The organism is Streptomyces sp. NPDC001315 (genome assembly GCF_042896175.1).
GTDB lineage: Bacteria > Actinomycetota > Actinomycetes > Streptomycetales > Streptomycetaceae > Streptomyces.
In genome coordinates, this window is sequence record NZ_JBIAWZ010000004.1 from 1 (window position 1) to 18,697 (window position 18,697).

The window sequence follows — 18,697 nt, forward strand, 5'->3', positions numbered from 1 at the left end:
GCCCCCCCCCCGCCGCCCCCGCGCGCGTGGGGGCCCGGCGTCGCGGCGGCGCCCGCCCCGCCGCCCCCGGGGGGGGGGGCGGGGGCCCCCCCCCCCCCCCGGGGGGGGGGGCCGGGGGGGCCCGCCCCCCCCCCCCCCCCCCCCCGGCCTTTCCGGGGTGCGGATCCGTCCTGCCCGCAGGAGCCTGAAGGCATGACACATCCACCGACGGAGTTCCCGCACATCGTGGTGCACGCCCCGGCCCTGGACGGCTCGCGCCGGGTGACCGAGGGTGACGTGACACTCGGCCTCGCCTCTCACCTGGACGACGTGATCGAGATCCTGCGCATGGCCGACCTGGACCGGATCGAGGTCGAGGAGAGCGACCTCATCGAGTGGCAGGGCGGGGGCCCGGACGACTGGCCTGGGCTGTCGGAGCACGAGGTGTAGAGACGCCGCGTACGACACCGGGCGTACGCGGTCTACGCATTCCTCAAATCATGCTCTGAACACGGCCGTCGAGGCTTCAACCGCCCCCGCGCGCGGGCACATTCTTCTCACGCGGGGCCCGCCGGCACGGGGGCGGCGGGCCCCGCACGGGGGTGTGTCATGAACAGCGCCGAAACGGTCCGGCTGGAACCGCACGAGATCGCACTGCTGCGGGGCGGTCCTCGCGCCGCGGTCACGGTCGCCATAGTGGCGCTGCACCTGCGGGGTGCCGTCGAGGCCGGCCGGCCGGGCACGATGCGGGTGTCGGGGGCGGGTGACGCGGACGCGGGGCAGCCCCCGCCTTCCCGCACGCACCCTGAAGGCCTGGAGAAGGCGGTACTCGAATCCCTCCACGAGCCCGCGGGGCTGCGGAAGTTGGCCAAGCGGCCGGACATCCGCCTGGCGGTGGCCCTGATGCGCGTCGGCCTCGCGGAAGCCGGACTGCTGCGGTATCCGCTGCTCGGTCCGACGCGCGCCACCCGCCGCCATGTGCGGGACCTGCGGGAGCGGCACCCGCTTCCGGCGAGCAGGCGCGGCATGTCGGAGCACGACAAGCTGCTCGCCGTCGCCCTGCACGGCGAAGCCGCCCTGTCGGCGCTCGTGCCGCGTTTCGCCCTCCGGGCGGGGCTGACCGGCCGGGCCGAGGTGGCGGACAAAGGACTCCTCAGGCACTCCCCTCGCGGCGGCACAGGAGGCGCCGCCTACTCCTGCGGCGGCGGAGACGGCGGCTCCGACTGAACACACCGAGGGGCGGCCCGTCCGCTGGACGGGCCGCCCCTCACCGACGTACGCGTCAGACCTTCAGCGTCCTGACCGAGGTCGGCGCGTGGCCGGGCTCGGTGGCGAGCTCCTCGAACTCGACGACGTTGCCGATGTCGTTGGTGGTCGACATGGAGATGTTGGTGACCCGCTCCAGGATCGCCTCGACGACGACCGGCACCTGGTACTCGGCGGCGAGCTTCTTGGCCTGCTCGAAGGCGGCACCCAGCTCGCCCGGGTCGGTGACCCGGATCGCCTTGCAGCCCAGGCCCTCGGCGACCTTCACATGGTCGACACCGTAGACGCCCAGCTCCGGAGAGTTGACGTTCTCGAACTCCAGCTTGACCTGGAAGTCGATGTCGAACGCCCGCTGCGCCTGGCGGATCAGACCCAGGTAGGCGTTGTTCACCAGGACATGGACGTACGGGATCCTGTGCTGCGCGCCGACGGCCAGCTCCTCGATCATGAACTGGAAGTCGTAGTCGCCGGACAGGGCGACGACGGACGCCTCCGGGTCGGCCTTGGCGACGCCGAGCGCCGCCGGAACGGTCCAGCCGAGCGGGCCCGCCTGGCCGCAGTTGATCCAGTGGCGCGGCCGGTAGACGTGCAGCATCTGGGCGCCAGCGATCTGCGAGAGGCCGATGGTGGAGACGTAGCGGGTCTTTGGGCCGAAGGCCTTGTTCATCTCCTCGTAGACGCGCTGCGGCTTGATCGGGATGTCGTCGAAGTGCGTACGGCGCTGGAGCCGTGCCCTCTTCTCCTGCGCGGCGGCGGCCCAGCCGGAGCGGTCGGGAAGCCTGCCGGCCGCCTTCGACTCCCGAGCCACCTCGACGAAGAGTTCCAGGGCGGCCTTCGCGTCGGAGGTGATGCCGTAGTCCGGGGCGAAGATCCTGCCGATCTGGGTGGGCTCGATGTCGACGTGGACGAACTTCCGGCCGGCCGTGTAGACGTCGAGTCTGCCGGTGTGGCGGTTGGCCCAGCGGTTGCCGATGCCGAGGACGAAGTCGGACTCCAGGAAGGTCGCGTTGCCGTAGCGGTGGGAGGTCTGGAGGCCGACCATGCCGGCGTTCAGCTCATGGTCGTCGGGCAGAACGCCCCAGCCCATCAGGGTCGGCACGACCGGGATGCCGGTCAACTCGGCGAACTCGACGAGGAGTTCGGCGGCGTCGGCGTTGATGACACCGCCGCCGGCGACGATCAGCGGCCGCTCCGACTCGTTGAGCAGCCCGATCGCCTTCTCGATCTGGGCACGGGACGCGGCCGGCTTGTAGACGGGGAGCGGCTCGTACGTCTCCGGGTCGAACTCGATCTCGGTGAGCTGGACGTCGATCGGCAGGTCGACGAGGACCGGGCCGGGGCGGCCGGAGCGCATGAGATGGAAGGCCTGCTGGAAGACGCCGGGGACCTGGGCCGCCTCCAGCACGGTGACCGCCATCTTGGTCACGGGCTTGGCGATGGAGGCGATGTCGACGGCCTGGAAGTCCTCCTTGTGGATCACGGAGGTCGGGGCCTGGCCGGTGATGCAGAGGATCGGGATCGAGTCGCCGATGGCGGAGTAGAGCCCGGTGATCATGTCCGTGCCCGCCGGGCCCGACGTACCGATGCAGACGCCGATGTTGCCCGGGTGTGCGCGGGTGTAGCCCTCCGCCATGTGCGAGGCGCCCTCGACGTGGCGGGCGAGGGTGTGGTTGACGCCCCCGGATGCCTTGAGTGCCGCGTAGAAGGGGTTGATCGCCGCGCCCGGGACACCGAACGCGTCGGTGACGCCCTCGCGCTTGAGGATCTCGACTGCCGCGCGGGCAGCGGTCATACGAGCCATGGAGTACTCCTGCTTCGGCTGTCGGATTCGCTCTCCCGTCGCGCCCCGCGCGAGAACTACACCCTTACTGACTTCCGTATTGTGGAAATTACTTTCTACTATCTGGAAATAATGTAGGTGGGGTGAGCGAAGGCAGTCAAGAGACGGACAGACAGGGCTTTCATGGAGGACGATGGGGGCCCTGTCCCTCACGTGACGTCGTCCTGGAGCGGACCATGTCCGAGAGCGTGCCGGTGCGCTGCCCGGCCTGCCGGCGCGAGCACCTCTACGCGGCGCCGTCCTATCCCTGCGCGTGCGGTGTGCCCGTGACCCCGCCGCTCGACCCGTGCGGAGCGCCGACGGCCGTCGCCCACCGCGTCTGGGAGGAACAGTGGGTCACGGTGCGGTGCGCGTCCTGCGGCCGCCGGGGCCAGTGGCCGACACCCGAGCTGGGCTGCGCGTGCGGCACGGTGCTGCGCATTCCGGTCGCGAGCAGGCCCACGCCCCCGGTGGAGCGGCCCGCCTTCCGACCCGTCACCATCCGCACCGCGGTGGACGCGGTCACGGCCGCCGCCGTGTACCTGAGCCGGCTCGGCTACCGGGACATCCGCCGGGCCGACCAGCGGCCCCCGTCCGGCATCGGCCTGGCCGCCCGCGGCATCCTCGCCCAGGTCGACCCGACGGCACGCCAGGCCTGCGTCCGGGACGTGGAGTGCCTCTGGCTGACGGCCATGACGGACTCCTCGGCCTGCGTGTACTTCTCCCTCGTCGGCTACACCGAGGACGCCCGCGCCCGCGCGGACACCCTGGGCGTTCCCCTCTTCGTCCTCGACCTCACGGGCATCCCACGCCCGATGAACGGCCCGGCGGACCAGCTGGACGAGTCGAGGGCGGTGTGACCGGGCGGTCGGACCGCGCCGGCCACACCGCCCCCGCGGCTCGATGTCACTTTCCGGAATGCCGGGTCGCCCAGGCACAGAGCGCCCCGTAGACCGCTTTTCGCGCGGGGCGCAGGACCTCAGGAGTCGGGGTGTGCGGCCCACTTCTCCCGCAGCTCGATCTTGCGCACCTTCCCGGACACCGTCATCGGGAAGGCCTCCAGGATCCGCAGCCTGCTCGGGACCTTGTAGTGGGCCAACTGACCCTCGCAGAAGGCCCGCAGCTCCTCCAGCGTGAGCGGGTCGGCCGGGTCGCCGGGAATGACGCAGGCGAGGACCTCCTCGCCGTACCGCTCGTGCGGCACCCCGACGACCTGGACGTCCCGGATCTTCGGATGGGCGTAGAGGAACTCCTCGATCTCGCGCGGATAGATGTTCTCGCCGCCCCGGATGATCATGTCCTTGATGCGGCCGACGATCTCGACGTACCCGTCCTCGCGCATCACGGCCAGGTCGCCCGTGTGCATCCAGCGCCCCGTGTCGACGGCCTCGGCGGTCTTCTCCGGCTCGTTCCAGTAGCCGAGCATCACGCTGTACCCACGGGTGCACAACTCGCCCGCGGTGCCGCGCGGTCGGGTCACCCCGTCGGCGGGGTCGACGACCTTGACCTCGATGTGCGGCAGGACGCGGCCGACGGTGCCGGTGCGGTGTTCGAGGTCGTCGTCCATCCGTGTCTGGAGCGAGACCGGGGAGGTCTCGGTCATGCCGTAGCAGATGGAGACCTCCTCCATGTGCATGTCGGCGACCACCCGCTTCATCACCTCGACCGGGCAGGGCGAGCCCGCCATGATGCCCGTCCGCAAGGACGACAGGTCGTACGTCGCGAAGTCCGGGAGGTTCAGCTCCGCGATGAACATCGTCGGAACGCCGTACAACGAGGTGCAGCGCTCCCGCTGGACGGCCTCCAGCGTGGCCTTCGGTTCGAAGGACGGCGCCGGGATGACGATGCACGCGCCGTGGGACGTGGCTCCCAGGTTCCCCATCACCATGCCGAAGCAGTGGTAAAAGGGCACGGGCAGGCAGACCCGGTCCTGTTCCGTGTAGCCGACCGTACGGCCCACCCAGTAGCCGTTGTTGAGGATGTTGTGGTGGGAGAGCGTGGCACCCTTCGGGAAGCCGGTCGTACCCGAGGTGTACTGGATGTTGACCGGGTCGTCGCAGCTCAACTCCGCCTGTGCCGCGGCGGGTCTCCCGTACGGCACCCGTGCCGCGCCCGCCGTGAACTCCTCCCAGGACGGGTCACCGATGTAGACGACCTCCCGCAACTCCGGGCACCTGCCCCGGACCTGGTCGACCAGCGCCCGGTAGTCGCTCGTCCGGTGCGCGAGGGAGGCGACCAGCACCGCGACACCGGCCTGCTTCAGCACGTACTCCAACTCGTGTGCACGGTAGGCCGGGTTGATGTTCACCATGATCACGCCGATGCGGGCGGTGGCGTACTGGACGAGCACCCACTCGGGACAGTTGACCGCCCAGATCCCGACCCGGTCGCCCTTGGCCACTCCCATGGCGAGCAGCCCGCGCGCCACCTCGTCGACCGCCGCACCGAAATCGGCGTACGTCCACCGTCGCCCGGACGGCACGTCGACCAGCGCCTCACGGTCGGGAAACGCGGCGATCGCCCGGTCGAGGTTGGCGCCGATGGTGTCGCCGAGCAGCGGGACCTCGCTGGTCCCGTGCGCGTAGGAGAGCGCGGTCACCGGAAGTCCTCCTCGCGGTACTCGTCCGCCGACCCCGCCGCCGTCGCCTCGCGCAGCTCGATCCGGCGGATCTTGCCGGAGACCGTCTTGGGCAGGTCGGCGAACTCCAGGCGGCGGACGCGCTTGTAGGGCGCGAGGACCTCGCGCGAGTGCTCGAACAACACCTTCGCCGTGTCGGGGCCCGGTTCCCAGCCCTCGGCGAGCACGACGTACGCCTTGGGCACCGCCAGGCGCAGCTCGTCCGGGGCGGGCACGACGGCCGCCTCGGCCACCGCCTCGTGCTCCAGCAGGGCGCTCTCCAGCTCGAAGGGGGAGATCTTGTAGTCGGAGGCCTTGAACACATCATCAGCTCGACCGACATAAACGATATATCCGTCCTCGTCCCGCGCGCCGATGTCACCGGTGCGGTAGTAGCCGCCCGCCATCGCCTCCGCCGTACGGTCCGCGTCGCCGTGGTAGCCGGTCATCAGGCCCACTGGCCGCGCGGACAGGTCGAGCGCGATCTCGCCCTCGGCGACGCCGGGCGCGCCGGACACCGGGTCGAGGAGTTCGACGCGATAGCCGGGGCTCGGGCGGCCCATGGAGCCGGTCTTCAGCGGCTGACCGGGGCTGTTGGCGACCTGCACGGCGGTCTCGGTCTGGCCGAAGCCGTCCCGGATTGTGACGCCCCAGGCCCGGCGGATCTGCTCGATGACCTCGGGGTTGAGCGGCTCGCCGGCGGCGACGACCTCGCGCGGCGGAGTGCCCAGCTGGGTCAGGTCGGCCTGGATGAGCATGCGCCAGACGGTGGGCGGGGCGCAGAAGGTCGTCACGCCCGCCCGGTCCATCTCCGTCATCAGCCGGGCCGCGTCGAAGCGGGTGTAGTTGTGGATGAAGACGGTCGCCTCGGCGTTCCACGGGGCGAACAGGTTCGACCAGGCGTGCTTGGCCCAGCCGGGCGAGGAGATGTTCAGGTGCACGTCACCGGGCTTGAGGCCGATCCAGTACATGGTGGCCAGGTGCCCGATCGGGTACGAGGTGTGGGTGTGCTCGACCAGCTTGGGATGCGCCGTGGTTCCCGAGGTGAAGTAGAGCATCAGCGGGTCGTCGGCCAGGGTCGGGCCGTCGGGCGTGAAGGCGGCGTCGGCCTGGTACAGGTCCTCGTACGGCAGCCAGCCCCGGGGTGCGCCGCCGACGGCGACGCGCGTGTACGCGCCGGGCACCTCGTCGAACTTGCCGGTGTCCTCGGCGCGCACGACCACGTGCCGGACCCGGCCGCGTTCGACGCGGTCGCGCAGGTCGGCCGGGCCGAGGAGCGGGGTGGCCGGGATGACGACGGCGCGCAGCTTCATCGCGGCCAGGGCCGTCACCCACAGCTCGGCCTGGTTGCCGAGCATGACCAGGACACGGTCCTCGGCACGCACCCCGCGCTCGCGCAGCCAGTTCGCGGCCCGGTCGGAGAGCACGGACAGCTCGGCGAAGGACAGCCGCGTCTCGGAGCCGTCCTCCTCGACGATGTGCAGCGCGGTGCGGTCGTTGCCGTCCGCGATCACGTCGAACCAGTCGAGCGCCCAGTTGAAGTGCTGCGGGCGCGGCCAGGCGAAGCCCTCGTAGGCGGTGGTGTAGTCCTCGCGGTGTTCCAGCAGGAAGTCCCGCGCCCTGCGGAAGAGCTCCGTCGCCGTCGTCATTCGTCCTCCTCTTTCGGTCGTTCGCCTCCGGGGCGCCCCTGCGGCTCACTCCCGCTCCGTGCCGGACCATTGCCGGGCGGCTCTCTGACATCGTGTAATCCGTGATGCAGGTCTCACTACCCCCGAACGGGGGTGTGCCCGCACGAAAGCCGCGATGAAGGGGCGAGGACGTGGCAGCAAACGTGACCGGACTGACGGAGATACGCGGCGCCCTGGCCCGGTTGCGGCGTACGACCGGGCTGCCGGTGGCCTTCGGCGGTCTGGTCGACGCCGGGCGGCAGCAGATGCGCATCAGTGAGCTGAGCGGCAACGCGACGCCGGCGCTGAGCGCGCTGGCGGTGACCGCGGGCAGCGGCCTGGGCGGCAAGGCCGTGGCCCTCGCCCGCGCGTGCGCGGTGACGGACTACTCCTCCTCGCGGCAGATCAGCCACGAGTACGACTCCGCCGTCGCCGTGGAGGGCCTGCGCTCGGTGCTGGCGGTGCCGGTCGTCGTACGGCGCCGGGTGCGCGGTGTGCTGTACGGGGCCCTGCGTACGGCCCAGCCGCTGGGCGACCGCGCGCTGACCGCGGCCGTCGAGGCGGCGCGGGACGTGGAGCAGGCGCTGGTGGTGCGGGACGAGGCACGGGACCTGCTGACGGCGGCCCGGCCGGCCGCGGCCGCCGACCGGAGCGGCGCGGCGGCCTGGGAGCAGGTGCGGGAGGCGCATGCGGCGCTGCGCGCGCTGGCGCCGAGGATCACGGACCCGGGGCTGCGGGCCGAGTTGCTGGCCGCGTGCGGGCTGCTGACGCCGGCGGCGGCCCCGGTGGCCGGGGTGGCCGGGGTGCGTCTGGCGCCCCGTGAGCTGGACGTGCTGGCGTGTGTGGCCGCCGGGGCGACGAACGCGGTGGCCGCGGAGCGGCTGGGACTGCGGCCGGAGACGGTGAAGGGTTACCTCAGGTCGGCGATGCGCAAACTCGGTGCCCGTACGCGCGGTGAGGCCGTCGCGGCCGCGCGCCGGACCGGGGTGCTGCCGTAACCGAAGGAGGTTTCACTGGTCCACACCAAAGGACTTCAAATCGTCCGATTTCGGACAAAATAGCCGCTCTTTATTCATACGTCCACGCGGTGAATTTACATATGCATCGCCGTTGTTATATCCCTCACCACGCCGTCCGTCCGAATTTCAAAGAGACGTTGCCTAGAATTTGGTACGGACACGACACACGGAGGGGAGCGGTAACCGTGCGACGGGACTTCCAGGAGCCTGCCCGATGCCGCCCCGACCTGGTCATCGGCAGGGAGGAACTGTTCACGGCGGCCCGGGAGCAGCTCGGCCGAGGCGGCAGTGTGCTGCTGCACGGCCCCGCCGGAATAGGAAAGTCGACCGTGCTGCGGGCATTGTCCGCGGAATACGGGCAGGTGGCCCGTACCGTGTTGCGCTGCTCGGCGACGGAGTCCGAATCCCATCTCCCGTTCCTCGCCCTGGCCGACCTCCTCGGCCTGGCCCTCGACGACGTGTCCGACAAGCTGCCCGTCGCCCAGCGCACCGCGCTGGAGTCGGCGATCACCGGCCGCGGCGAGTCCACCCTCCAGCGTGACGGTCTCGCCCTGCGCCTCGCCGTGCTCTCGGCGCTGCGCGCCCTCGCCACCGAGGGCCCCGTCCTGATCGTCGCCGACGATCTGCAGTGGCTGGATTCGGCCAGCGCCGAGCTCCTCGGCTTCGCCGCCCGCCGTCTGGGTGACACCCCGGTGCAGATGCTGTGCGCGGTCCGGACCGAGGGCCAGGAGTACGACCGGTATCTACGCGCGTCCCCGCCGGACACCCTCGCCGTGCGGCTCAACCCCCTCTCCCGCGCCCAGGTCTCCGTCCTGCTCGACCATCGCGGCTACACCGACCTGCCCCGCTCCACGGTCCGCGACATCCACCGCACCAGTGGCGGCAACCCGCTGTTCGCGCTCGAACTGGGGCGCGCCCTCGGCGAGAACCCCACCCCGCCCAGACCGGGCGAGCCGCTGCCGGTGCCCACCTCGCTGCGGGCCCTGGTCCTCAACCGCCTCGACATGCTGTCGGACGACGTCCGCCGCACACTGCTCGTCGCCAGTGCCGGCGCACGCCCCACCCTGTCGCTGCTGCTCGCGGCCGGCCGCGAGAACGCCGAGGCGGAGACGACCCAGGCCGCCCGGCTCGGGCTGCTGGCGACCGAGCCGGACGGTCCGGCCGTACGGTTCGCGCACCCGCTGATCTCCGCCGCGCTGTACGCGGAGGCACCCGCGCAGGAGCGGCGGGCCGTGCACGCGGCACTGTCCACGGCGGCGTCCGACCCGATCGAGCGAGCCCGGCACCTGGCCCTGGCGACCACCGGCACCGACCCGGACGTCGCCGCCCGGCTCGCCGGCGCCGCCGCGCTGGCCCGGGACCGCGGCGCCCCGTCGGTCGCCGCGTCACTCGGACTGCTCGCGGCCCGGCACACCCCGGCGGGCAGCACGCCCGGCCCGGACGACCGGCGGTTGCAGGCCGCGGAGGACGCGATCACCGCCGGCGAGGTGGAGCTCGCCCGGGACATCGCGCGCGAGGTGCTGACCCGGGCCACGGTGCCCGCCGAACGGGTGCGGGCCTGGATGGTGGTCATCGAGTCGGCCGGGCAGGCCCTCGGCGAGGTCGACGCCGTCTTCCCGCAGGCACTGGCCGACGCGGGCGACGACCCGCGGCTGCTCGCCCTGGTCCACTACCAGCTGGCCTGGCGCGGACTGGTCGTCGAGGGCGACTTCCCCGAGGCCCGGCAGGAGGCCGCGCACGCCGCGGAGCTGGCCGCGCGCGGCGGCGACCGGCGCACCGAGCTCATGGCGCTGTCCTTCCAGGCCTCGACCGAGACCTTGATGGGCCACGCGAACGCCCCGGCGACCATCAAGCGCGCGCTCGGGGAGCCCCAGGACCCGTACGTGGCGTGCCACCACAACGGCGCCGGCGCGGCCCGGTTCCGCTGGCTGCTGATGAGCGACCAGCTGCCCGAGGCCCGTACGACCATCACCGCGCTGCTGCGCGAGGCGCAGCGGCGCGGCATGGTCGAGAGCGAGGTGCACTTCCAGCGCTTCCTGGCCGAGACCGAGCTGCGCTCCGGACACTGCGGCCGGGCCCTGGACCTGGCCCGCGAGAGCCTGCGCCTGGCCCGGGACTCCGGGATCGGACTGGGCGCCTCGGCCATGCTCACCTCGCTCGCGGAGGCTTCCGGCGGGGACGTGGACCGGGCACTGGAGCTGGCGCGGGAGGCGGCGGAGCGCGCCGAGGAGGACGGCGACCAGATGTACCTCTCCCGGGCCCTGGCCGCCTTCGGGTACGCCCAGTTGGTGGCCGGCGACGCGGCGGGCACGGTCCGCTCGCTGCGCCGGGTGCGCGAACTGGAGCTCGGACTCGGCATCATCGACCCGGCGCGCGGCCGCTGGCAGAGCGACCTCGCCGAGGCCCTCGTACGGATCGGGGAGCCGGGCGAGGCGCAGGATGTGATCGACGTGTCGCGCGAGCACGCGCTGCGGCTGGGCCGGGAGAGCGTGCTGGCCACGCTGGACCGGTCGGAGGCGCTGGTGCGGGCGGCCCGCGGCGACCAGGAGGCCGCGCTCGCGCAGCTGACGTCCGTTCAGGACCGGCTCGCCAAGCTGGGGTACGGCCTGGAGGAGGCGCGGGCCGCGTTCGCACTGGCCGGGCTGCGCACCCGGCGGCCCGGGCCGACGTCGTACGACGAGGCGGCGCGGCTGTTCCGACGCTGCCGTGCGCTGCCCTGGCTGCGCCGGGTGGACGCGGCGGCCACTCAGGAGCCGGCGGAACCCGTCGTCGCCGCCCCGCGGGATCCCGCGCTCGACGCGCTGGAGGGCCTGGCCGCGATGGAGCGTCAGGTCGCCGCGCTCGTCATGGAGGGCGCGACCAACCGGGAGATCGCCGCGCGGCTGTACATCAGCGTCAAGACGGTCGAGGCGACGCTGACCCGGGTCTATCGCAAGCTGGGGATCCGCTCACGGGTGGACATCGTCCGGCTGGCGGCGGGGCGCCACGCGAAGTGAGCCTCGCGCGGGTTTACTGCACTGGCGGGTTTACCGAGGGGCCACCGAGGGTTATCCCTGCCCAACTCCCTTAGGGGGTTCCCTCATTGGGAGGCAGGTGTTCCGGGTCCTAGCTTTTGGGGTGTGCCGCTCGCCCGGGCACACGGGGGTCGGTCCCGCGGCCTCCGTGCATCACCCCCCACACCCGCGCGCCCCCCACCGGCAACCCCCCACTGAGGAGACTCATGTTCGGGCTCAACCGCGCAAAGAGAACCGCCGCCGTCGTCGCGGCGACCGCTGCCGCCGCCGCGACCGCGTTGCTCAGCGCCCCCACCGCTGTAGCCGCCCCCCAGCCCATCGTCGGCGGTACGACGACCACGACGACCACGTACCCGTTCATGATGCAGATCACGGACGCCTCGCAGAACCAGTTCTGCGGCGGCACCCTGGTGTCGGCGACCAAGGTGGTCACCGCCGCGCACTGTATGGTCGGCGAGACCACCAGCAGCGTCAGAGTCGTCGGCGGGCGAACCTATCTGAACGGCACGAACGGCACGGTCAGCAGGGTCAGCAAGATCTGGGTCAACCCGGACTACACGGATGCCACCAACGGCGACGACGTGGCCGTCCTGACGCTTTCGACGTCGATGCCGTACACCACGGCGTCGTACGTCTCCTCCTCCCAGACCAGCCTGTACGCGGCCGGCACCACCGCCCGCATCCTCGGCTGGGGCACCACCTCGGAGAACGGCAGCTCCTCCAACCAGCTGCGGACCGCGACCGTCCCGATCGTGTCCGACACCAGCTGCAAGAGCTCCTACGGTTCGGACTTCGTCCAGACCGACATGGTTTGCGCCGGATACACCTCCGGCGGCGTTGACACCTGCCAGGGCGACAGCGGCGGTCCCCTGCTCATCGGGGGCGTCCTGGCAGGGATCACTTCTTGGGGCGAGGGCTGCGCGGAGGCCGGTTACCCGGGTGTCTACACCCGGCTGACCACCTTCTCGAGCCTGGTGACCGCACAGGTCAACTCGTAGCCCGGAAGAACTCCTGAGACACCCCTCAGGTGAATACCAGGGGGCGTTGCGAGCTACCACGAGCAGCCCGCAGCGCCCCCTTTCCATGCCCGGAGCGGGCCGAGCGTTCCGGCGGTGACGGGCCGGGCGCACTGAAGGCCCCGCCCCGCCACTGACGCTCACTGCCGCTCACTGCCGCTCACTGCCGTACGACGGTCCCGAACCGGATGTCGTACACGGCACCCGGGTGCATGACCCCGAGCATCCGCTCCCCCTCCGCCGCGACCTCGTTCCGCTGGGTCTTGGTGAGCGTGCCGAAGGGCTCGATGACCAGGCACTCTCCGTCCAGCGCCCACAGACCGGCCAGGAAGCCGTCGACGAGGAGGGTGCGGTAGGCCTGGTTGCCCTGCCAGCCGCGGCCCCGGTACTCCTTCGGCACCACGCGGGTGCGGTCGGCGTGGGACAGAAGCAGGTTGTCGAACTCGGGCAGGAAACGGGGCGGGGCCGGGGTGTCCGGGGCGGGGCGGGGCGCGTCGGGCAGGTCGAAGAGCTCGACGCCGCTGTCGTCCCGGAAGGTGACGAGGCGCGGGCGGAGCCGCTCGAAGGCGTCACGCAGACGGGTCAGGCCGGCCCAGGTCTGCATGTCCTTGACGGAGGCCGGACCGAAGGCGGCGAGGTAGCGCACGACAGTCGCGTCCGGTGCCGGGGCAGGCTCGGCGGAGCGTCCCAGCCAGCGCTCGGCGGTGGTGAGCGCGACCTGTCCGCTCTGGCCCCACAGCCCGCGCGGGGTGACCTGCACGAGCGGCAGCCGGCAGCGCGCGGCGACGCCGAGCGCCTGCGGGTCGGCGTCCGGCCACTCCACGAGCAGCGCCTCGCGCAACTGCTTCATGGTGTGCGGTCCGGCCTCGACGAGCTCGCGGGCGAGGGCGGCCAGCCGGTCGAGGTCGACGCCGGCGAGCCCCTTGCGGAAGTTCGTCAGCTCGCGGTCGCGGGCGGGCTGGACGAGCGGCCGCAGGATGAGGCAGTCGTCGGCGGTGTGGGTGTGGATGGTCGAGCGCATGGTGACGATACGGACGACCTCGCGGTCGGCCATCAGCCCCGACAACTGCTCAGGGGCGAAGCCTTCGAGGCGGGCCGCGAGCGCGTAGTACGGCGGCTTCACGTTCTGCGCCTGGAGACCGAGCAGATGCGCGACGGCCGCCCCGGCGGTCAGCGGCGAGCGGCGCAGGAGCAGCTGCCGCTCGAGGGTCGCGCGGTTGAGGGCGCGGGTGCCGAGCAGGGGGGCCGTCGCGGCCGTCGTCGTCTTCGTCATGCTCCGCACGCTAGTGCCGCTTGCGGACACCCTTTGTCCGCAACTCTCACCGGATCCTGGACCCGCACCGCACTCCCGCGCCGTTTGTTCCGTATATCCGGCTACGCGATCAAGCAGACCAAGCAGACAAAACAGACCGATGGGTCGCGTGGAGCGCGCAGACAGCGTGGATCACGTAGTCACATAGCCGAGGGCCTTCCCCATTGGCCTTCTCTGCGTCGCGGGACGGCGACGATCGTGGCGTGGTGCTCGACCCGCAGGGCGAACGGCCGTGGATGCAGCGCGAGTTCCGGCCGACGATGCCGGTGGCGCGGGCCCGGCAGGCGGCGGAGACGCCGACGGGGCGGCGTACGCCGACGCGGTGTCGGAGTACGCCGCCCCGGAACGGGACGAGTTGCCGGCCTCTACTCCGGGTCGCGGTCGAACACCGACTTCGACCAGACGTAGCCGAGCGCCGCGAGACCCAGGCACCAGACCACGGCCAGCCACCCGTTGTGGCCGATCTCGCTGCCGAGCAGCAGCCCGCGCAGCGTCTCGATGGCCGGGGTGAACGGCTGGTACTCGGCGATCGGCTGGAACCACCCCGGCATCGCGTCGACCGGCACGAAGGTGCTGGAGATGAGCGGCAGGAAGATCAGCGGCAGCGCGTTGTTGCTGGCGGCCTCGGCGTTCGGACTGATCAGGCCCATGCCGACGGCGATCAAGGTGAGCGCCAGGGCGAAGAGCGCGAGCAGCCCGAACGCCGCGAGCCACTCCAGGATGGTGGCGTCGGTGGAGCGGAAGCCGATGGCCACGGCGACGGCGCCGACGAGGACCACGCTGGCGATCGACTGCAGCACGCTGCCGACGACGTGCCCGATGATGACGGAACCGCGGTGGATCGCCATCGTACGGAAGCGGGCGATGATGCCCTCGGTCATGTCGTTGGAGACGGAGACCGCGGTGCCGATCGTGGTGCTGCCGATGGTCATCAGCAGAAGGCCCGGGACGACATACGCGATGTACTCGGAGCGGTCGGCACCGCCGCCGCCGATGCCCGCGCTCATCACGTCCCCGAAGATGTAGACGAAGAGCAGCAGCAGCATGACCGGGGTGAGCAGCAGGTTCAGGGTGAGGGAGGGGTAGCGGCGCGCGTGCAGGAGGTTGCGGCGCAGCATCGTGCTCGAGTCGCGTACGGCGAGGGAGAGGGCGCTCATCGGTCAGCCTTTTCGGTCTGGTCGGGCACGGTGGTGGCGGTGAGGGCGAAGAAGACGTCGTCGAGGTCGGGGGTGTGCACGGTCAGCTCGTCCGCCTCGATGCCGGCGGCGTCCAGTCGGTCGAGGAGCAAGCGCAGCTCGCGCTGGCTGCCGTCGCCGGCGATCTGCAGTGACAGCGACTCCTCGAGGGGAGTCCCCCCGCTCGAGCGAAGCCGAGAGGAGGGGAGGGTGACGTCGTACAGCGCGGCAGCGGCCGACCGGTAGGCCGTCGGGTCGGTGAAGCGGAGTCGGACGTGCCCGCCCGACACGAGCCGCTTCAGCTCCTCCGCGGTGCCCTCGGCGGCGATCTTGCCGTCGTTCAGCACCGCGATGCGGTCGGCGAGTTCGTCGGCCTCCTCCAGGTACTGGGTGGTGAGGAAGACGGTGACACCGTCGCTGACGAGCTCGCGGACGATCTGCCACATGGTGTGGCGGGAGCGCGGGTCGAGGCCGGTGGTCGGCTCGTCGAGGAAGATGATCCGGGGACCTCCGACGAGGGTCATGGCGATGTCGAGACGGCGCTTCATGCCCCCGGAGTAGCCGGCGGCGGGCTTCTTCGCCGCCTCCACCAGGTCGAACCGCTCCAGCAGTTCGGCCGCGACGCGCCGTCCCTCGCGCTTGGACAGGTGGTGCAGGTCCGCCATGAGGAGCATGTTCTCCTCGCCGGTGATCAACCCGTCGACGGCGGAGAACTGCCCGGTGACACCGATCGCGGCCCGCACCCCGTCCGGTGACGTGGCGACGTCGTGGCCCGCGACCCGGGCCTGGCCGCCGTCGGCGGTGATGAGCGTGGACAGGATCTTCACGGCGGTCGTCTTGCCGGCGCCGTTCGGGCCGAGCAGCGCGAACACGGACCCGGCCGGGATCCGCAGGTCGATGCCGTCGAGCACGACCTTGTCGCCGTAGGACTTGCGCAGACCGACGGTGGAGACGGCGGCGGGCGGCTGCTCGCCGTCAACTCGCCTGGACGTGGGCATGACAGACGAAGGCATGGGGTCCTCCCCTTCGAAGGCGTGGTGAGCGGTGAAGTGCTTCGGTTGTCAGGAGATGGGGCGGGTCAGGCCCGGGCGCGGCGGATGTCGATGTTGCCGTAGCGGGTACGGGCCCTGACCTCGACGGTGTCCTCGGACTTGTCCGGGCTGCCGGACGCGGCGAGCGTGTTGCGCACCTGCCCGTTGCTCGAGCTGGCGTCGAGCCAGGCGGCCGTGCCCTCGCGGATGCCGACCTCGATGGCGCCGTAGGAGGTCTCCAGCTGGACGGTGCCACGGGCCACGTCACCCACGCGCAGGGCGCCGTGGGCGGTGGTCGCGGTGACCGAGCTCTCGGCGCGCTGGATGTCGATGTCGCCGTTGGCGCCGCTCACCCGCAGCTCGCCGATCGCGGCGCCGACGGCCGTGGAGCCGTGCGAGTTCTTCAGGACGGCCGGGCCGTCCACGACACCGACACGCAGGCTGCCGGAGCTGGTGGTGATCTCGGCCAGGCCCTCGACCTGGTCCACGGTGATCGAGCCGTGCGACGCGGTCAGCTGCAACGGACCCGTCGCATCCAGCCGGACGTCACCCGACGACGTCTTCACACGGACCTCGCCGAGCCGGCCCTCGCCGAGCACCTGGGTCCAGGAGCCGGTCGTGTCGACGCGCGAGCCGGTGGGCAGTTCGACCGTCACGTCGACGCTGCCGGTGGGCCCGACGAGGTAGCGCCCCTTGGGTGTCCTGATGGTCAGCACGCCGCTCGCGTAGCTGACCTCGGTCTGCTCGGCGACCCGCACGTCCTTGTCCTTCTTCGGGTCGCGGGGCCGCACCTCGACGACTGTGTCGAGCCGGTCGCTCGCGGAAAACTGGATGGAACCGACGGCCACGTTGGCGGTGACCGAGATCGGCTGGGGAGTGTCGAAAGAAGGCATGGCTGTACCGTCCTCATGAGTCGTCGGGGCGTCCCCGCAGGTGGGACGTGGTGCAGGTGAAGTGGGCGGGCACGGGTGCGGCTAGCGCACCCAGCCCGTGAAGCTCTGTCCGATGGTGCGGGTCTTGTCTGCTGTACGCGCTGTACGCGGCGCGGCGCCGCCCTCGACCGCGGCCGAGACGGCGCGCACCAGCCAGGCGTTGACCGACAGACCCTCGCGGTTCGCGGCTTCCTCGGCGCGGGCCTTGAGGTGGGCCGGCAGGCGCAGATTGACGCGGGCGGTGCCGCCCTCGTCGCCGTCGGAGGGTGCCGGGGTCGGCGCCTTGGGCGGCTCGGCGGGCCCGCTCCGGCCCTCGTACCCCTCGTCGCCCGTCGGCCGCGTCACCACGAAGTCGGGGTCGAGCCCGCGCAGTCGTACGTCGACCGAGCCCGGGGCGAGGTCGCGGGTGATCTCGTCCATCGCGGCGGAGAGCACATTGAGCATCGTCAGGCGGGTCGCCGACTCCAGGGGAGCGATGAGCCGCTCGGCCAGCTCGCGGGCTTCTTCGCCGCCGGCTTCGGCGGCCACCGCGAGTTCGCGGCGGAGGTTGTCGACATACGGCGTGAGGTCCATGACGCCATGATGGCACCATCGTGGCGCCATGCGCAAGCCCATGAGGGGGGTGATGGCGAGCCGGATTGATCCAACGCCCCTGACCTGCCGAAACGTGCTGGCATCGAGTTGCGTCAACGCGGCACCACATGACACCCCAGCCCCCTTAGCACGACTGGTGGCACCACCTGATGCACCTAGGGCCGGGCCGCTGACCTGCACGTTCACAACTCCCGCCACGTCGTGACACCACTAACGTCAGCGGCGGCATCGCAAATGACTCCCAATGGCGCCATCCATGTGTCACTATGGCGCCATAGGGAGCGCGGCCTCGCAGCCGAAGGGTGCGCGTTTCACGGGGTGAGCCATCAAAGGGGTCGGATCATGGAAAGAGCACAGAGCCGACAGCAGGCGGCGCCCGGCGCCTTCACCGCCTTCGCCCGCTTCGTGTTCTGCGGCGGCGGTGTGGGACTCGCCTCCAGCTTCGCCGTGACGGCCCTCGCCTCCTGGATTCCCTGGGTCTTCGCCAACGCTCTGATCACCGTGGTCTCCACCCTCCTCGCCACCGAGCTGCACGCCCGCTTCACCTTCGGCGCGGGCGGGCGCGCGACCTGGCGCCAACATGCGCAGTCGGCCGGGTCCGCGGCGGCCGCGTACGCGGTGACCTGCGTGGCGATGCTTGTCCTGCAGCAGCTGGTGGCGGCGCCCGGTGCGGTGCTCGAGCAGGTCGTCTACCTGTCCGCCTCCGCACTCGCCGGTGTCGCGCGGTTCGCGGTGCTGCGCCTCGTCGTCTTCGCGCGGAACCGTTCGCAGACCGCGACCACCATCAGCGCCGCCCGTCCCCCACACGCGACCGCGGCCCACGCCTCGGCCCCGGCCGACCCCGCGGCGCTCTGCTACGCCGCTTGACCGTTCCGCCGGGCGTGCCGCGCGGGCCGGCGGGCGGAGAATGCCCGATGAGCCACGCGTTCGTAACTCCCGAAGGTGGCCGACCGCCGAGGGTGGACAGTCGCCGGACCTCAACGGCGCCTGCACCGCGGGAACCGCCGCCCAGACCCTCGGCACCAAGGCCGGCGGCACCTACTTGACGCGGTTCAGGATCGCAGGCGGATCCCCGGCCGCGACCTGGGCGTCAAACGCCTTCGAAGCCCACCGGCACCCGCGCCCACATTGCCGCACCGCGTAGACCAGCCGCCCCCTCCCTGCCGCTCAGCACGCAGGCTCCGTCTACAGTACTGTAGTCGGTCAGCGGTTCGCGTCGAGTTGCCCGCGGGAAAGGACTCCCGTCCATGACCACA

General features: G+C 71.6%; 15 protein-coding genes. 7 read left to right on the plus strand and 8 right to left on the minus strand.

What is annotated here, in order from left to right; all coding sequences use genetic code 11:
• The first annotated feature begins 192 nt into the window (after positions 1-192).
• The gene (locus ACFY16_RS13535; protein WP_390647264.1) at positions 193-429 is read left to right on the plus strand and encodes a hypothetical protein; all 237 of its coding nucleotides are present in this window, start codon (positions 193-195) and stop codon (positions 427-429) included.
• A 159-nt stretch (positions 430-588) separates the two neighbouring features.
• The gene (locus tag ACFY16_RS13540; RefSeq protein ID WP_390647265.1) at positions 589-1,206 is read left to right on the plus strand and encodes a TIGR04222 domain-containing membrane protein; all 618 of its coding nucleotides are present in this window, start codon (positions 589-591) and stop codon (positions 1,204-1,206) included.
• A gap of 55 nt (positions 1,207-1,261) precedes the next feature.
• On the opposite strand, the gene gcl is transcribed toward ACFY16_RS13540, so the two are convergent.
• Complete coding sequence (gene gcl / locus ACFY16_RS13545; protein ID WP_390647266.1) at positions 1,262-3,046, minus strand: glyoxylate carboligase; 1,785 nt, start codon at positions 3,044-3,046, stop codon at positions 1,262-1,264.
• 215 nt (positions 3,047-3,261) lie between these two features.
• Between gcl and ACFY16_RS13550 the strand changes: the two genes are divergently transcribed.
• Positions 3,262-3,924 (plus strand): hypothetical protein, encoded by a 663-nt coding sequence (locus ACFY16_RS13550; RefSeq protein ID WP_390647267.1) that lies wholly within the window; start codon positions 3,262-3,264, stop codon positions 3,922-3,924.
• A gap of 119 nt (positions 3,925-4,043) precedes the next feature.
• Here ACFY16_RS13550 and ACFY16_RS13555 read toward each other — a convergent pair whose 3' ends face one another.
• Entirely contained in the window at positions 4,044-5,663 is a 1,620-nt protein-coding gene (locus ACFY16_RS13555; RefSeq protein ID WP_390647268.1) for an AMP-binding protein, read from the minus strand.
• Positions 5,660-7,330 carry an AMP-binding protein gene (locus ACFY16_RS13560; RefSeq protein ID WP_390647269.1) on the minus strand — a complete coding sequence of 557 codons (1,671 nt, stop codon included), beginning with the start codon at positions 7,328-7,330 and terminating at the stop codon, positions 5,660-5,662. Before ACFY16_RS13560 ends, ACFY16_RS13555 begins: the two co-directional genes overlap by 4 nt.
• Positions 7,331-7,500: 170 nt before the next feature.
• On the opposite strand from ACFY16_RS13560, the gene ACFY16_RS13565 reads away from it, so the two are divergent.
• The 3 genes from ACFY16_RS13565 to ACFY16_RS13575 all read left to right on the plus strand — a co-directional run bounded on the left by ACFY16_RS13565 (position 7,501) and on the right by ACFY16_RS13575 (position 12,379).
• A complete protein-coding gene (locus ACFY16_RS13565) occupies positions 7,501-8,346 on the plus strand; it encodes a response regulator transcription factor (RefSeq protein WP_390647270.1) in 846 nt (281 codons plus the stop codon).
• Between the two features lie 206 nt (positions 8,347-8,552).
• Complete coding sequence (locus ACFY16_RS13570) at positions 8,553-11,363, plus strand: AAA family ATPase (protein WP_390647271.1); 2,811 nt, start codon at positions 8,553-8,555, stop codon at positions 11,361-11,363.
• Between the two features lie 224 nt (positions 11,364-11,587).
• Entirely contained in the window at positions 11,588-12,379 is a 792-nt protein-coding gene (locus tag ACFY16_RS13575; RefSeq protein ID WP_390647272.1) for a S1 family peptidase, read from the plus strand.
• Positions 12,380-12,557: 178 nt separating this feature from the next.
• Here the strand turns inward: ACFY16_RS13575 and ACFY16_RS13580 are convergent, their stop codons facing one another.
• From ACFY16_RS13580 to ACFY16_RS13600, 5 genes are all read right to left on the minus strand, one after another.
• Positions 12,558-13,670 (minus strand): winged helix DNA-binding domain-containing protein, encoded by a 1,113-nt coding sequence (locus tag ACFY16_RS13580; protein WP_390647273.1) that lies wholly within the window; start codon positions 13,668-13,670, stop codon positions 12,558-12,560.
• Positions 13,671-14,074: 404 nt separating this feature from the next.
• On the minus strand, positions 14,075-14,866 hold the full coding sequence (locus ACFY16_RS13585; protein WP_390647274.1) for an ABC transporter permease: 792 nt from the start codon (positions 14,864-14,866) through the stop codon (positions 14,075-14,077).
• Positions 14,863-15,882 (minus strand): ATP-binding cassette domain-containing protein, encoded by a 1,020-nt coding sequence (locus tag ACFY16_RS13590; RefSeq protein ID WP_390647723.1) that lies wholly within the window; start codon positions 15,880-15,882, stop codon positions 14,863-14,865. The genes ACFY16_RS13585 and ACFY16_RS13590 overlap by 4 nt, the downstream gene beginning before the upstream one ends.
• Positions 15,883-15,962: 80 nt before the next feature.
• Positions 15,963-16,808 carry a DUF4097 domain-containing protein gene (locus tag ACFY16_RS13595; RefSeq protein WP_390647275.1) on the minus strand — a complete coding sequence of 282 codons (846 nt, stop codon included), beginning with the start codon at positions 16,806-16,808 and terminating at the stop codon, positions 15,963-15,965.
• 81 nt (positions 16,809-16,889) lie between these two features.
• Complete coding sequence (locus ACFY16_RS13600) at positions 16,890-17,420, minus strand: toxin-antitoxin system HicB family antitoxin (protein ID WP_390647276.1); 531 nt, start codon at positions 17,418-17,420, stop codon at positions 16,890-16,892.
• 363 nt (positions 17,421-17,783) lie between these two features.
• Between ACFY16_RS13600 and ACFY16_RS13605 the strand changes: the two genes are divergently transcribed.
• A complete protein-coding gene (locus ACFY16_RS13605) occupies positions 17,784-18,308 on the plus strand; it encodes a hypothetical protein (protein ID WP_390647277.1) in 525 nt (174 codons plus the stop codon).
• Positions 18,309-18,697: the final 389 nt, after the last annotated feature.